The organism is Desulfocicer niacini (assembly GCF_054657595.1).
Window position 1 is genome coordinate 140,916 of record NZ_BAAHYK010000001.1, and the last position, 14,608, is coordinate 155,523.

Here is a 14,608-nt window from a genome sequence, read left to right on the forward strand (position 1 = left end):
CTTTTTCAGGTTTGCCTGGAACCCCCGTTGCGTTTTCACAATTTTGATGTGCAAAAACAATGGAGCCGGAGCCTGATGGCTGCTTTGCATGGAGATGGATCTATCATGCGCAGGGAAGGGTGGCGTTTTTTTGTGCAGGTCTGGTCCGGGAGAATATCGGGGAAGAAGTATGATAAAACAATTTTACGGGGTATGTTTCCATGAATCTTGAAGAGTTAAAACGGATGAAGATGAGCGAGCTGACCAAGCTTGCCAGGAAGTACAATATCACAGGGGTGGGTGGTGTAAAAAAACAGGAGCTTATCTTTGCCCTTCTCCAGGCCGCCATAGAGGAAAGTGGCCAAATCTATGGAGAAGGTACCCTTGAGATTCTTCCCGACGGTTTTGGCTTTTTAAGAGCACCGGATTATAACTATCTGCCGGGCCCCGACGATATCTATGTGTCTCCTTCCCAGATACGGCGCTTTAACCTCAGAACCGGCGATACTATTTCCGGTCAGGTGCGCCAGCCCAAGGATTCAGAGCGGTATTTTGCCCTTCTCAAGGTGGAGGCTGTTAACTTTGAAAACCCGGAACTTGCAGCTGAAACCATTCTGTTTGACAATCTGACCCCCCTTTATCCGGATCGCAAAATGAATCTTGCGGCAAGCCCGGATAACTATTCCACTCGCATCATAGATCTCATGTCCCCCATCGGGTTTGGTCAGCGTGGGCTCATTGTTTCCCCCCCTCGGTCCGGCAAGACAATGCTGCTAAAAAATATTGCCAACAGCATGATTGCAGCCCATGAGCACATTGTCCCCATGATTCTGCTTATTGATGAACGCCCGGAAGAGGTGACGGATATGGCACGCTCTGTGGACGCAGAGGTTATCAGTTCCACCTTTGATGAGCCGTCGGAACGTCATGTGCAGGTGGCGGAGATGGTCATAGAAAAGGCCAAGCGCATTGTGGAACAGGGTCATGACGTGGTGATTCTGCTGGACAGTATCACCCGGCTTGCCAGGGCTTATAACTCTGTAATGCCTCCGTCCGGGAAAATTTTGTCAGGTGGGGTGGATTCCAATGCCCTGGATCGACCCAAACGCTTTTTCGGGGCTGCCAGAAACATAGAAGAGGGGGGCAGTCTGACCATCATTGCCACGGCTCTGATTGATACGGGTAGTCGCATGGATGAGGTTATTTTTGAAGAATTCAAGGGTACGGGTAACATGGAGCTGGTCCTGGATCGCAAGCTTGCGGACCGGCGTATATTCCCGGCCATTAATATCAATAAATCCGGCACCCGCAAGGAAGAACTGTTGTTGGATGATGTCACCCTCAATCGTGTCTGGATCTTGAGAAAATTGCTTTCCAGTTTAAATTCTGTGGACAGTATGTCTTTTTTGCTTGAAAAAATGTCAGGAACAGAGGATAATAAAGAATTTCTTGATTCAATGAACTCGTAATCTACGGGAAAGCGTAAAGATAAAATATTTAAGGAGTGGTAAATATGAAAAAAGAGATTCATCCGGAATATAAGCGGACAGAGGCATCTTGTGCCTGTGGCAATGTGCTGGAGGTGGGTTCTACCAAGGAGAACATAAAAGTGGAAATTTGTGCAGCATGTCATCCGTTTTTCACTGGCAAGCAAAAGCTTGTGGACACCGCAGGCCGTATTGATCGTTTTCGGAAGAAATATGCAGGTTTTGATGCAGTGGCTGCATCAAAAAAATAGTTTCGTTTAATCAGAATAAAGGGGGGAATCGGGCCAATGGCCTGGTTTCCCCTTTGAGTTTAAGGGCCATGATAAATAAATTACAGGGTATTGAAGAGCGTTTTATAAAACTGGAGCGGCTCCTGAGTGATCCTGAGGTTATCGGGGATCAGGTTCGTTATCAAAAGTGCCTTAAGGAGCATGGGGAGTTGACCCGGGTGGTCACGGTCTTTCGTGAATACAAGGACGTCAGGGCAGAACTTGCCGATGCCCGGGAACTGCTCAAGGATGATGACCCGGATATTCAGGAGATGGCCAGAGAAGAGATCGCTTCGCTTACCCGATCCGTGGCCGCCCTTGAAAAAGAAGTAAAGGTGCTGCTGGTGCCAAAGGATCCCCGGGATGATAAAAATGTTATTCTGGAAATACGTGCTGGCACCGGTGGCGAAGAGGCCGGCCTTTTTGCCGCTGATTTGTTTCGAATGTATTCACGGTTTGCAGAGTCCAGAAACTGGGTGGTTGAGATCATTGACAGCAGTATGGCCCATGCCGGCGGATTCAAGGAAGTGGTGTGTATGATCCGGGGCAGGGGAGCCTTCAGCAGTTTTAAATTTGAAAGCGGAATTCATCGGGTGCAGCGGGTTCCGGAAACCGAGGCCCAGGGCAGGGTGCATACCTCTGCTGTCACCGTGGCTGTGCTGCCAGAAGCAGAAGACGTGGAGTTGGATCTTAATCCCAGTGACGTCAAGGTGGATGTTTTTCGAGCGTCCGGCCCCGGCGGTCAGTCGGTGAATACCACCGATTCTGCGGTGCGGGTCACCCATCTGCCAACCGGTATCATTGCCACCTGCCAGGATGAAAAATCACAGATAAAAAATAAAATACAGGCCATGAAGGTTTTGAAGGCCCGTATTCTGGATGCCATGGTGCGGGAGCAGGAAGATAAAAGGGCCGCAGATCGAAAGGGACAGGTAGGTACCGGAGATCGAAGTGGTCGAATTCGTACATATAACTATCCCCAGGGTCGCATGACCGACCATCGCATCGGGCTTACCCTGTACCGTCTGGAACAGATCATGGCCGGAGATATCCAGGAAATCATTGACGAGCTGACTACAAATCACCAGGCTCAGTTAATGAAGGAGAGCCAGTAAAGGCCTATGGTAAAAGACAGACGGCGGGTGTGGACACTGCTTGACACTATGACATGGACGATCTCTTATTTTAAGGACAGGGACGTGGATAGCCCCCGGCTCACTGCGGAAATCCTTATGTGTCATTGCTTGGCCATGGATCGCCTGTCTCTTTACCTGGAGTATGACCGTCCTTTAAACCCCGAGGAACTGGCCTGCTATAAAGCACTTATAAAAAGACGTCTTCAAGGGGAGCCGGTGGCATATATCACCGGGAGAAAAGGATTCTGGGATATAGAGGTGTCGGTTTCTCCCCGGGTGCTTATTCCCCGGCCGGATACTGAAACACTTATGGAAACAGGGCTGTCAGCCATAAAAGACCTCCAGGAGATACAGGCGCATCGTCCTTTAAAAATCCTGGAACTTGGATCTGGTTCTGGTGCTCTGATTATTTCCCTTGCCCGGGCTGAGCCCGGACATCAGTATGTGGCGGTGGATGTCTCTCCGGATGCGGCGGCCACCACCCTTGAAAATGCCCGGAGCCTTGATTGTGTCCCCGGGGTGTCTGTTGTATCGGGGTCCTGGTTTGAGCCTTTCTCTATGGATGTCCGGTTTGATGTGGTTGTGTCCAACCCCCCCTATATCCCCACCCGGGACATTGAGACCCTTGCCCCTGAGATCCGACATCATGAACCCCGTCTGGCCCTTGACGGCGGTCACGATGGCCTTGACTGCATCCGCCATATCCTTTCCCGGGCCCCGGAGCACCTTGTGCCAGGCGGGGTGCTTCTTTTTGAAATGGGATTTGATCAGGAGCCGGCCCTTAGATCACTGATTAAAACCTTGCCGGCCTATGAAGATTTCCAATCCATCAAAGATGAAGCCGGGCATCACCGGGTGGTGAGGATTAAAAAAAGAATTGATAAAAAAAACTGATTTTGATATACCAGTCGGGATTTACATCCGGGCTTGATTTTGCAGAGCCTGGATAACAACTCACACCCCCGGACCCGCCATGGGGTGCTGTCCTTTGGGATGGTCTGTGTTGGGAATGACAGGGGTGGTGGAAAAACAATATTAAGGTAAACGGAGAAACAACATGGTAGACATTTCAATGCGTGAATTGCTGGAAGCTGGTGTTCATTTCGGACACCAGACCCGTCGCTGGAATCCCAAGATGAAAAAGTACATCTTTGGTGCCAGAAACGGTATTTATATCATTGACCTTCAGCAGACGGTGAAGATGTTCAAGACCGCCGTTGATTTTATCAGCGATGTGGCCGCAGAAGGCAAGCAGATCCTGTTTGTGGGTACCAAAAAACAGGCCCGGGAATCAATCTACGAAGAAGCCAACCGGGCAGAGACTTATTATGTCCAGAACCGCTGGCTGGGTGGCATGCTCACCAATTTCCAGACCATTAAAAAGAACATTAACCGCCTGGAGTTCCTCAATACCATTGAAATGGATGGCCGCATTGAAGAATATCCCAAAAAAGAGCGGGTTAAAATGGGTAAAGAACGCGCAAAGCTTGAAAATGATATAGGCGGTATCAGCAACATGAAAGGTCTTCCCGGTGCCATTTTTATCATTGATCCCAAAAACGAAGCGATTGCCGTGCGTGAAGGAAAGCGCCTGGGAATTCCCATTGTGGCGGTGGTGGATACCAACTGTGATCCCGATGACATTGATTATGTGATTCCGGGCAATGATGATGCCATTCGATCCATTCGATTGTTTGCCAGTCGCATTGCCGATGCCTGCGTGGAAGGCGCTGCCCGTTATGAAGAAAAACAGCAGGCTGGCAGGGACAAGGCAGAAGATGATGGCGAAATGGCCGCGGCCATGATGGAAGGTGAAGAACGCACCGTGGTTTCCGATGGCACCGACGGTCCTGTGGTGGAAAAAATAAAAAGACAAACTGCGGCTCAGGCAGAATAAGGAGCTATAAAAATGGCAGACATTACAGCAAAAATGGTCAAGGAGCTTCGTGATCAGACCGGATCAGGGATGATGGATTGTAAAAAAGCCCTGGTGGAAACCGATGGAAACGTGGAGAAGGCACTGGATTTCTTGAGGAAAAAAGGACTTGCCAAGGCCCAGAAACGGGCTGGCCGTGCCACTTCTGAAGGCATCATTTACTCCTATATCCATGCCGGATCCAAGCTGGGTGTACTCGTTGAAATCAACTGCGAGTCTGACTTTGTGGCAAAAACAGAAGATTTCATGGAATTTGCCAAGAATGTGGCCATGCACATTGCCGCAGCCAACCCCGCCGGACTGAATCCCGAAGACATTCCCCAGGAACTGGTGGACCGGGAGCGTGAGATTTACCGTGCCCAGGCTCTGGAACAGGGAAAGCCTGAGAATATCGTGGATAAAATCGTGGAAGGTCAGGTTCAGAAATTCTACAAGGATTCCTGTCTTCTTAGCCAGCCCTATATCCGGGAGCCCAAGAAGAGTGTGGCGGAGATGACCACCGAAGCCATTGGTAAAATCGGTGAGAATATTCAAATCAAACGATTTGTCCGCTTTCAATTAGGAGAATAAAACCATGGCCGGGAAACCTGAATTTCAAAGGGTTCTTATCAAGCTCAGCGGAGAAGCCCTCATGGGAGACCAGGGGTTTGGTATTCAACCTGAGATGATTAATTTTGTGGCAGCAGAAGTTGCCAAGGTGCATAATCTTGGAGTCCAGGTTTCCATGGTGGTGGGGGGCGGCAATATTTTCCGGGGAATTGCCGGCAGTTCCGCCGGTATGGACCGGGCCGCCGCCGACAACATGGGCATGCTGGCCACGGTGATCAACAGCCTTGCCCTGGCAGATGCCCTGGAAAAACAAGGCATTCCCACCCGGGTACAGTCTGCCCTGTCCATGGATCAGGTGGCGGAACCTTTTATTCGCCTGAAGGCCGTGCGGCATCTGGAAAAGGGGCGTGCTGTTATCTTTGCCGCTGGCACCGGCAATCCTTATTTTACCACGGACACGGCCGCCGTGCTCCGGGCAAAGGAAATCAAGGCCCAGATTCTGTTCAAGGCCACCAAGGTGGACGGGGTGTATGACAAGGATCCTGTGGAGCATGCGGATGCGGCGTTTATTTCTGAAATCTCCTACATGGAGGTACTGGAACGCCAGCTTCATGTCATGGACATGACGGCCATCTCCCTTGCCATGGATAATAATCTTCCCCTGCAGGTGTTTGATCTTCACCAGGAGAACAATATCCTGTCAGCTGTGTGCGGTGAAGGGGTGGGTACCCGTATTTATGGTACCCAAGTCTGATCAATCCTTGAATTAAAAAAAAGGGGTGTGTTGATTATGATAAAAGAAGTGATGCAGGAAACAAAAGACCGCATGGAAAAAACGGTCAAGGCCCTTAAAAAAGATATGAAGCGGGTACGTACCGGAAGAGCCTCCATGACCATGCTTGACAGTGTGAAAGTGGACTATTACGGTACCTTGACCCCCCTGGCCCAGATGGCCTCCATTGCCATCCCGGAAAGTCGGCTCATCACTGTGCAGCCCTGGGATGTTTCTGCCATTAAAGAAGTGGAAAAGGGTATTTTAAAGGCAAATCTGGGATTGACACCTTCCAGCGACGGTAAGATTGTGCGGATTTCCATTCCCCCCCTCACCGAGGATCGTAGAAAGGAAATTGCCAAAAGTACCCGCTTGGTGTGTGAAGAGTTTAAAGTGGCCATCCGCAACATCCGTAGGGATTCCAACGAGAATCTGAAATCCCTGCAAAAGGATGGAGATATCTCAGAGGATGACAGTTTCAAGGGTCAGAAGCAGATCCAGGAACTCACCGATGAATATGTCATCGCAGTGGACAAGGTTTACCAGGACAAAGAGAAGGAAATCCTTGAAGTCTGACAACGGGCAAGCCCCGGGTCCTGCACACACCCATCATGGCCTGGACCCCGATAATATGCCATCCCATGTGGCCATCATCATGGATGGCAACGGACGGTGGGCGAAGAAAAAACTAATGAACCGCGTCAGAGGCCATGAAAAAGGCGCTGATGCGGTTCGTTCCATTGTGACGGTGTGCCGAAAACTGGACATAAAAGTACTTACCCTTTACGCCTTTTCCACGGAAAACTGGGGACGTCCCCGGGCCGAGGTGTCAGCCCTCATGGCATTGCTGAAAAAGTTTGTCACAGGCGAACGGCAGACCCTCATGGACAAGAATATCCGGCTGGGGGTAATCGGCCAGAAAGAACGCCTGCCCGATGATGTGCGAGGGGCCATGGAAGAGACCATGAGCTGTACACGGGAAAACACTGGCATGCTTCTTAACTTGGCTTTGAGCTACGGCGGTAGGGAGGAAATGACCCGGGCCGTGAAAGCCATTGCCCAGAAAGTTAAGGCAGGCGCTCTTGACCTGAATGATATTTCTGAAGAAACAGTGTCCGGGCATCTTTATACGGCGGATATCCCTGATCCGGACATTGTGATTCGCACCAGCGGGGAAAAGCGCCTGAGTAATTTTCTGCTGTGGCAGGCCGGTTATGCAGAATTGTTTTTCACAGATACCCTGTGGCCTGATTTCACGGATCAGGCTTTCATGGATATTATCAGGGACTACCAGAAACGTGATCGCAGATTCGGGAAGGTCCAATGCTCCTCAAACGATGGCTCACCGCAGTAGTTTTACTGCCCCTTTTAGTACTGATTCTTCTCCGGGGCACCCCCTTTGTCTTTACCGCGCTTGTGTTTGCCCTGTCTCTTATGGGATTGCGGGAATACTTTGTCATTGTACCGCTTCCCGGTGATGCATCTGCCGGGGGGGATGGTCCGCTTTTTGTCCATTGCGCCACCGACACTCCAGAAAAACATGTCCATGCCCACCCATCCCGGAAATCGCTTCATCTTCTTCTTAACATATTCAACCGCCTTCTTAATATTATTGCTGTGTGCCTGGGATCTGTGCAAAGACACAGCCACACCTGGGTGATATTTGTGGCGGGGTTCATCACCTTTTGTCTGATGCTTGCGGCCCACATGGGCGCTGCTGATTTAATGCTGCTGATGCCCGTCTTTAATGTGATGCTGCTGACTGTTCTGATCCTGGTGGCCTATGCCCCGGGCACAACCCTGTTGCGGGCCATTGAAGTTCAGATTCAGGGGGTGATGTACGTTCCGTTTTTTCTTTCTTTTCTGGTGTTGGTGAGAAACGGGGACAAGGGTGGGCTGTGGATCGTATGGCTGTGGCTTATTGTGGCCGCCAGTGACACCGGTGCCTTTTTCTGTGGCTCTTACTTTGGAAAACGTCGTCTCTCCCCCCGCATCAGTCCCAATAAAACCGTGGAAGGTGCCCTGGGAGGCCTTGTTCTTGCTTTGGGTGTGGGTGTGGGATTTGAAGCCCTTTTTATCCACGATGTATCCTTCATGGGTAGCCTTGGTTTTGCTGGTGTTTCGGCGGTTGCCGGTCAGATTGGTGATCTGTTTGAGTCTGCCCTGAAACGAGCAGGTGGCATTAAGGATTCAGGACACCTTTTACCCGGGCATGGCGGTATTCTGGATCGTCTGGACGGGGTCTTATTTGCCGCTCCTGTGGCCTATTTTTTCAAGGAAATTTTCCTATGAAAAATCTTTCCATCCTTGGGTGTACCGGTTCCATAGGCAGGAGCGCCCTTGACGTTGTTGCCCGCCATCCCCGGCGATTTAATGTGCGTATTCTTGCCGCAGCCAATAATGTAAACCTTCTGGCGGAACAGATTGCCGTTTTCAAGCCCGATATGGCCGTGGTGTACAGCCGGGAAAAAGCTCGGGAGCTTGAAGCCCTTATTTCCGGGGCCTCCCCGGTGGAAATTTTATGGGGAGAAGAAGGCTACCTTGTGGCCGCTTCTAATTCCACGGTGGACACGGTGCTTTTGGCCATGGTGGGGGCAGCGGGCCTCATGCCGGCCATGGCAGCCATTGATGCCTGTAAACATGTGGCACTGGCCAACAAGGAAACCCTGGTAATGGCCGGGAACATTGTCATGGAAAGGGCTGCTGAAAAAAATGTTACCATCTATCCCGTGGACAGTGAGCACAGTGCTATTTTCCAGTGCCTTGGGGGAAACCGCCGACGGGATTTGCGCAAAATTTTTCTCACGGCATCGGGGGGACCTTTCCGGGAAGTGCCTGGGGAGCAATTTTCCCATCTTTTGCCAAGCGATGCCCTGAGCCATCCCACCTGGGACATGGGAAACAAGATTTCCATTGATTCTGCCACCTTGATGAACAAGGCCCTGGAAATCATTGAGGCTGTGCATCTGTTTAATCTTTCCCCAGAACAAGTGGAGGTGGTGGTGCATCCTCAGAGCATTGTGCATTCCATGGTGGGCTTTGCCGACGGTACAGTGATGGCCCAAATGGGTGTGCCGGACATGAAAGCTGCCATTTCCTACGCGCTGTCCTGGCCGGAACGTCTGGACATCGGACTTGATTTTCCCGATTTTTTTCAATTGAGTAGCCTCGTATTTGAAGCCCCGGATCGCACCCGCTTTCCTTCCCTTGATTTTGCCTTTACGGCCCTTGACAAGGGGGGAACCCTGCCTGCGGTGATGAATGCCGCCAATGAGGTGGCTGTGGAGGCGTTTTTGAACCATCGCATGGGATTTGTTGATATTTTTAAGGTGATAAAAACAACCATGGATGCCCATGTCATCGTGTCTTCACCCGGGGTGCCGGATATTGTGGCAGCCGATACCTGGGCCAGGGAAAAGGCCGGGAATCTTGTTGAGAACCTGGTATTGAAATTGTAGAGGTAATATGAGTAATTCACTGGTGGCCTTTGTCATTGTTCTGGGTATTCTTGTCTTTTTCCATGAGCTTGGCCATTTTTTGGTGGCCCGGTTTTTTGGTGTGGGGGTGGAAACCTTTTCTCTTGGATTTGGTCCTAAAATTTATCAGCGCCGGGTGGGCTTCACCCAGTACTGCATTTCCATGATTCCCCTGGGGGGCTATGTTAAAATGGTGGGGGAAGAGCCGGGAGCACCCCTGGCCCAATCGGATATCCCTCTGTCCTTTAACCACAAGAAACTTTATCAGAAAATACTTATTGTGGCGGCAGGTCCCTTGTTTAACTTTCTACTGGCCTTTTTGATTTTTTATGTGATTTTTCAGTTCTCCGGTCTTTATTATGTAAAACCCGTGGTGGGGGAAGTGGCTCCGGATAGCCCTGCCATGGTCGCAGGCATGCAAACCGGGGACGTGGTGGTTGCCATTGATAACAAAAAGGTGACATCCTGGGATGACATGGTGACCCTCATTGGAGAGCCTGCCGGGGATGTCCTTAATATTCAGGTGCAGCGGGACGGCAGGCAGCATCTGCTGAAAGTTACCCCTGAAACCCGGGTGTCAAAAAATATTTTTGGTGAAGATGTTAAACGGTTCATGATCGGCGTGGCCGCCAGCGGCGATGTCACCCACATCTCTTTGAATCCCTTCCAGGCCCTGTGGCATGGGGGGCTTCGTACCTGGGACATCTCAAAGCTCACTGTGCTTTCCGTGGTTAAAATTTTCACGGGCTCTGTGTCCGCTGATACCCTGGGCGGCCCCATCATGATTGCCCAGATGGCCGGAAAACAGGCAAAGGCGGGTATGGCCAGTTTTTTCTTCTTCATTGCCATGCTCAGCGTGAATCTGGGTATTATTAATCTGTTTCCCGTGCCGGTGCTGGATGGGGGACATATCGTTTTCTTCTGTTATGAGGCGGTGACGGGTAAAGCCGCCGGTGAAAAATTCCGGGAGCAGGCCAATCGCTTTGGCATGGCCCTGCTGCTGGCATTGATGGTATTTGTTTTTTACAATGATATTATAAGGATTTTCAATGGTGGATAACATGCGTTCCTGTATTGAAATTGCCCTGAAACCGGGGCTGGTGGATGCCGAGGCCCGGAGTCTCATCAAAAAGGCCCGGGACTATTTTGACGTCCAAATTGCGGCAGGGCGATGCATACATCTGGTTACCATGGAGGCGGATCTTTCCCCCGATGACCTGGCAATGGTGAAGGACGAAATTTTCACCAATCCGGTGACCCAGGTGTCTTCTTTATCACCCCTTAATGTGCCCTTTGACTGGTGTATCTGGGTGGGATTTCGGCCAGGCGTAAGGGACAATGCGGGCAGTACGGCCATTGAGGCCATATCTGATTTTTTAAAGCGGGATTTTCTGCCCGGGGAAGGGATTTATACCTCCCGACGGTATTGTCTCTCCGGCCCGGATCTTGAGAAAAAAGATGTGGAAAAGATTGCCGATGAACTGCTGGCCAACGGCATTATACAGCAGTGGAAAGTTTTTTCCCGGGCGGACTGGGATGCAGCCACCGGTGTTGGCACCATTATACCCAAGGTGCTGTTAAACCATGAACCCCAGTGCGCCGTCATGAATATTGCCTCCAATGAAGCCCTGCAGAACATCAGTAACGAGCGCAACCTGGCCCTGAATCCCAGGGATATTCCCGTGATCCGGGAGTATTTTCTGGATCCCAATGTGTTGGCCTCCCGGAAAAAAACAGGGCTTGCCCAGCCAACGGATTTGGAGCTTGAGTATATCTCCCAGGCCAGAAGTGACCATTGCAATCATAATACCTTTCAGGGACTTTTCCGGTACACGGATGCCTCCACCGGAGAAACGGTGGAGGAGATTAACCTTTTTAAAACCTATATTAAAGAACCCACCCTGGCCCTGAAGGACGAAAAATCCTGGGTGGTGTCGGTGCTGTGGGACAATGCCGGTGTGGGACAATTTGATGATACAAACAATTATGTCATCACCGGTGAAACCCACAACTCGCCCTCCAACATGGAAGCCTATGGCGGTGCCATCACCGGCATTGTGGGGGTGTACAGAGATCCCATGGGCACCGGTCTTGGCTCCCGACTCATCATGGGAAGCTACGGGTTCTGCGTGGGGGAGATGGATTATAAGGGGCCGTTAAAGGCACCGCTTCATCCTCGGCGCCTGCTTGACGGGGTCATAGAAGGCGTGAAGGACGGGGGGAACAAAAGCGGTGTACCCACCACCTTTGGCCAGACCCTTTTTAATCAGGGATACATGGGAAAGAGCCTGGTGTTTGTCACGGCCCTTGGCATCATGCCCGCCCTGGTTGATGGAAAGCCCAGCCATGAGAAAACCACCGTTCCCGGTGAATTTATTGTCATGAGCGGCGGCCGGGTGGGGAAAGACGGCATCCACGGGGTGACGGCTTCCTCTGAAGTGCTGTCAGAAAATACCCCGGCGGGCCATGTGCAGATCGGAGATCCCTATACCCAGAAGAAAATGCACGATTTTCTGTTGGCTGCCCGGGATGAAGGCCTTTATGGGTTCATCACCGACAATGGCGGCGGCGGACTCTCTTCTTCTGTGGGGGAATCGGCCATGCTCAGCAATGGGTGTGAGGTGTGGCTGGACAAGGTTCCATTAAAATATGATGGTCTTGACATGTGGGAAATCTGGATTTCAGAATCCCAGGAACGCATGACCATTGCCGTGAAACCGAAAAATATTGAACGGTTCATGGAGCTATCCCGGGAGCACGAGGTGGAAAGCACAGTCATCGGTAAATACACCGATTCCGGGAAGCTTCACATCAAATATAAGGATGAGACCTGTGCCTATGTGGACATGGATCTGTTGGACAAGGGGTTTCCCCGGTGGGAGTTTGACGCGTTGTGGATTCCTCCGGCGTTGCGGGGACTGACGGAACCTGTTTTGTCACAGCCAAAGGATGTGAACCGCCTTTTGTTAACCATGCTTGCCCGCCCCAATATCTGCTCCAAAGAATGGATCGCAAGGCAGTATGACCATGAAGTCCAGGGGGGTAGTGTGATTAAACCCCTGGTGGGGGTAAACCGAAACATCCCATCTGACGCCTCGGTGATCCGGCCGGTGCTCTCTTCCATGAATGGCCTTGCCTTTTCACAGGCGTTGCTGCCCTGGTATTCCAAGATTGATGCCGGTCACATGATGAGCTGCTCCATTGACGAGGCCGTGCGGCGACTCATTGCCGTTGGCGGCACCCTGTCTCACATGGGCGGGGTGGACAATTTCTGCTGGCCGGATATCGGGTTTCATCCGGTGAAAAATCCCGATGGGAAATTCAAGGCAGCCCAGCTGGTACGGGCCTGTCGCGCATTGAAGGATGCCTGCATGGCCTATGGAATTCCGCTTCTTTCCGGTAAGGACAGCATGTATGTGGACGGATATCTCACCGGAGAATTTGGCGAAGCCGTCAAAGTATCAGCCCTTGAAACCGTGCAGTTTTCCGCCACCGGCGTGGTGGAGGATGTGACAAAATGCATGACCCTGGAGCCCAAGGTACCAGGGGATCTTATCTATGTGCTGGGTGCCACGGCCAATGAACTGGGGGCTTCGGAATATTATGAACTGCTGGGCCACACTGGACTTCATGTTCCAGCGGTGCATTTTGACCGCTTCAAGGTGGTTTACCGTGCCCTGGAAATGGCCATTTCCAAAGGGTTGACAGCTTCGGCACATGCCGTTGCAAGGGGAGGTCTTGCCACCCATCTGGCCCTGGTAGCCATGGGCGGAGGATTGGGAATGGAGATTGATCTTACAAGGGTGCCAATGGATGATGTCAACGGTGAGCCCGTCATGGATGCGCTTCTTTTTTCTGAATCTGCGGGTCGGTTCATTGTGAGCGTATCCCCTGAAAATAGCTCTGTTTTTGAGAAAATGTTCAAGGGCACGGCCTGTGCCATGGTGGGGCATGTCACTGATACCCACACCCGCCTTATAATAAAAGGGACGGATGGAACCTGTGTTTCCGATGTGTCCCTGGATGAACTGGAAACGGCCTGGACAGCGCCCTTGGGAGAAATGATATGAAAGCGGTAAATGCACTGGTTTTAACCGGTTTTGGACTGAACTGTGACATGGAAACGGCGGCGGCCTTTGAACTGGCCGGTGCCAAGGCCCACCGGGTGCATATCAATGCCCTGATTGCCGGTAAGGTGGATCTTGATGATTTTCAGATTCTTGCCTTTGGCGGGGGATTCAGCTGGGGAGATGACCACGGGGCCGGAGTGATTCAGAGCCTTAAATTAAAGAATCACATGGGGGAGAAGCTGCTCTCCTTTGTGGACCAGGGTAAATTGATCATAGGCATCTGCAATGGGTTCCAGACCCTGGTGAATCTGGGGCTGCTACCGGGGTTTGACGGTAATTACACGGATCGGTCCGTGGCCCTTACCTGGAATGACTGTGGTAATTTCCGGGATCAGTGGGTACATTTGGGGATTAATGATAAAAGTCCCTGTGTGTTCACCAAGGGGCTTGAACGGGTGATTGATCTTCCTGTGCGCCATGGGGAGGGTAAATTTGTGGCGGATACCTCGGTGGTGGATCGCCTGGAAAAAAACAACCAGGTGGTGATGCGGTATGCCCTTGGGGATGGCGGGAATGCCGATGGAAGGTTTCCGGAAAATCCCAATGGGTCCATGGGGGATATTGCCGGTATCTGTGATCCCACGGGCCGGGTGTTTGGGCTTATGCCTCATCCCGAGGCCTTTAATCATTTTACCAATCATCCGGATTGGTGCCGGGAGCTGGAACATGCCCGACGCCAGAGCTGTTTTTCCATGAAACAAGAAAAAACGACATCTGGAATACGAATTTTTATTAATGCTGTGAAGTGTATGTCTCAAATTATTTGATTTGTTTTTTGCTCGTAATCAGGTAATACAAAATGCCTGAAAGGAATATGAAAATGAGCAGAGAGAAACTGAGAAGTTACAGCAGGGAATCTAAAACTCAAATTATT

General features: G+C 51.1%; 14 protein-coding genes. All 14 read left to right on the forward strand.

What is annotated here, in order from left to right:
• The first annotated feature begins 200 nt into the window (after positions 1 to 200).
• Complete coding sequence (rho, locus tag ACYQ2M_RS00720) at positions 201 to 1,448, forward strand: transcription termination factor Rho (protein ID WP_459914381.1); 1,248 nt, start codon at positions 201 to 203, stop codon at positions 1,446 to 1,448.
• A 44-nt stretch (positions 1,449 to 1,492) separates the two neighbouring features.
• Entirely contained in the window at positions 1,493 to 1,717 is a 225-nt protein-coding gene (rpmE, locus tag ACYQ2M_RS00725; RefSeq protein WP_459914382.1) for a 50S ribosomal protein L31, read from the forward strand.
• A 68-nt stretch (positions 1,718 to 1,785) separates the two neighbouring features.
• Positions 1,786 to 2,850, forward strand: a complete 1,065-nt coding sequence (prfA, locus tag ACYQ2M_RS00730; protein ID WP_459914383.1) for a peptide chain release factor 1 — start codon at positions 1,786 to 1,788, stop codon at positions 2,848 to 2,850.
• Between the two features lie 6 nt (positions 2,851 to 2,856).
• Positions 2,857 to 3,765: a peptide chain release factor N(5)-glutamine methyltransferase gene (gene prmC / locus ACYQ2M_RS00735; protein WP_459914384.1), complete on the forward strand. Its 909-nt coding sequence runs from the start codon at positions 2,857 to 2,859 to the stop codon at positions 3,763 to 3,765.
• 163 nt (positions 3,766 to 3,928) lie between these two features.
• Complete coding sequence (gene rpsB / locus ACYQ2M_RS00740; protein WP_459914385.1) at positions 3,929 to 4,768, forward strand: 30S ribosomal protein S2; 840 nt, start codon at positions 3,929 to 3,931, stop codon at positions 4,766 to 4,768.
• A gap of 12 nt (positions 4,769 to 4,780) precedes the next feature.
• The gene (gene tsf / locus ACYQ2M_RS00745; RefSeq protein WP_459914386.1) at positions 4,781 to 5,377 is read left to right on the forward strand and encodes a translation elongation factor Ts; all 597 of its coding nucleotides are present in this window, start codon (positions 4,781 to 4,783) and stop codon (positions 5,375 to 5,377) included.
• 4 nt (positions 5,378 to 5,381) lie between these two features.
• Entirely contained in the window at positions 5,382 to 6,110 is a 729-nt protein-coding gene (pyrH, locus tag ACYQ2M_RS00750; RefSeq protein ID WP_459914387.1) for a UMP kinase, read from the forward strand.
• A gap of 36 nt (positions 6,111 to 6,146) precedes the next feature.
• Positions 6,147 to 6,704 carry a ribosome recycling factor gene (frr, locus tag ACYQ2M_RS00755; protein WP_459914388.1) on the forward strand — a complete coding sequence of 186 codons (558 nt, stop codon included), beginning with the start codon at positions 6,147 to 6,149 and terminating at the stop codon, positions 6,702 to 6,704.
• Positions 6,694 to 7,482: an undecaprenyl pyrophosphate synthase gene (gene uppS / locus ACYQ2M_RS00760; protein WP_459914389.1), complete on the forward strand. Its 789-nt coding sequence runs from the start codon at positions 6,694 to 6,696 to the stop codon at positions 7,480 to 7,482. Before frr ends, uppS begins: the two co-directional genes overlap by 11 nt.
• Positions 7,452 to 8,420 (forward strand): phosphatidate cytidylyltransferase, encoded by a 969-nt coding sequence (locus ACYQ2M_RS00765; RefSeq protein ID WP_459914390.1) that lies wholly within the window; start codon positions 7,452 to 7,454, stop codon positions 8,418 to 8,420. Before uppS ends, ACYQ2M_RS00765 begins: the two co-directional genes overlap by 31 nt.
• A complete protein-coding gene (locus ACYQ2M_RS00770) occupies positions 8,417 to 9,586 on the forward strand; it encodes a 1-deoxy-D-xylulose-5-phosphate reductoisomerase (protein ID WP_459914391.1) in 1,170 nt (389 codons plus the stop codon). Before ACYQ2M_RS00765 ends, ACYQ2M_RS00770 begins: the two co-directional genes overlap by 4 nt.
• A 7-nt stretch (positions 9,587 to 9,593) precedes the next feature.
• Positions 9,594 to 10,664: an RIP metalloprotease RseP gene (gene rseP / locus ACYQ2M_RS00775; protein WP_459914392.1), complete on the forward strand. Its 1,071-nt coding sequence runs from the start codon at positions 9,594 to 9,596 to the stop codon at positions 10,662 to 10,664.
• A gap of 1 nt (position 10,665) precedes the next feature.
• On the forward strand, positions 10,666 to 13,674 hold the full coding sequence (locus ACYQ2M_RS00780) for an AIR synthase-related protein (protein WP_459914433.1): 3,009 nt from the start codon (positions 10,666 to 10,668) through the stop codon (positions 13,672 to 13,674).
• A complete protein-coding gene (locus tag ACYQ2M_RS00785) occupies positions 13,671 to 14,501 on the forward strand; it encodes a phosphoribosylformylglycinamidine synthase subunit PurQ (protein WP_459914393.1) in 831 nt (276 codons plus the stop codon). The genes ACYQ2M_RS00780 and ACYQ2M_RS00785 overlap by 4 nt, the downstream gene beginning before the upstream one ends.
• Positions 14,502 to 14,608: the final 107 nt, after the last annotated feature.

Bases quoted from the DNA above. Each gene is read 5' to 3' on its own strand.
- rho (WP_459914381.1), top strand. From the start codon at position 201: ATGAATCTTGAAGAGTTAAAACGGATGAAGATGAGCGAGCTGACCAAG.
- rpmE (WP_459914382.1), top strand. From the start codon at position 1,493: ATGAAAAAAGAGATTCATCCGGAATATAAGCGGACAGAGGCATCTTGT.
- prfA (WP_459914383.1), top strand. From the start codon at position 1,786: ATGATAAATAAATTACAGGGTATTGAAGAGCGTTTTATAAAACTGGAG.
- prmC (WP_459914384.1), top strand. From the start codon at position 2,857: ATGGTAAAAGACAGACGGCGGGTGTGGACACTGCTTGACACTATGACA.
- rpsB (WP_459914385.1), top strand. From the start codon at position 3,929: ATGGTAGACATTTCAATGCGTGAATTGCTGGAAGCTGGTGTTCATTTC.
- tsf (WP_459914386.1), top strand. From the start codon at position 4,781: ATGGCAGACATTACAGCAAAAATGGTCAAGGAGCTTCGTGATCAGACC.
- pyrH (WP_459914387.1), top strand. From the start codon at position 5,382: ATGGCCGGGAAACCTGAATTTCAAAGGGTTCTTATCAAGCTCAGCGGA.
- frr (WP_459914388.1), top strand. From the start codon at position 6,147: ATGATAAAAGAAGTGATGCAGGAAACAAAAGACCGCATGGAAAAAACG.
- ACYQ2M_RS00765 (WP_459914390.1), top strand. From the start codon at position 7,452: ATGCTCCTCAAACGATGGCTCACCGCAGTAGTTTTACTGCCCCTTTTA.
- ACYQ2M_RS00770 (WP_459914391.1), top strand. From the start codon at position 8,417: ATGAAAAATCTTTCCATCCTTGGGTGTACCGGTTCCATAGGCAGGAGC.
- rseP (WP_459914392.1), top strand. From the start codon at position 9,594: ATGAGTAATTCACTGGTGGCCTTTGTCATTGTTCTGGGTATTCTTGTC.
- ACYQ2M_RS00780 (WP_459914433.1), top strand. From the start codon at position 10,666: ATGCGTTCCTGTATTGAAATTGCCCTGAAACCGGGGCTGGTGGATGCC.
- ACYQ2M_RS00785 (WP_459914393.1), top strand. From the start codon at position 13,671: ATGAAAGCGGTAAATGCACTGGTTTTAACCGGTTTTGGACTGAACTGT.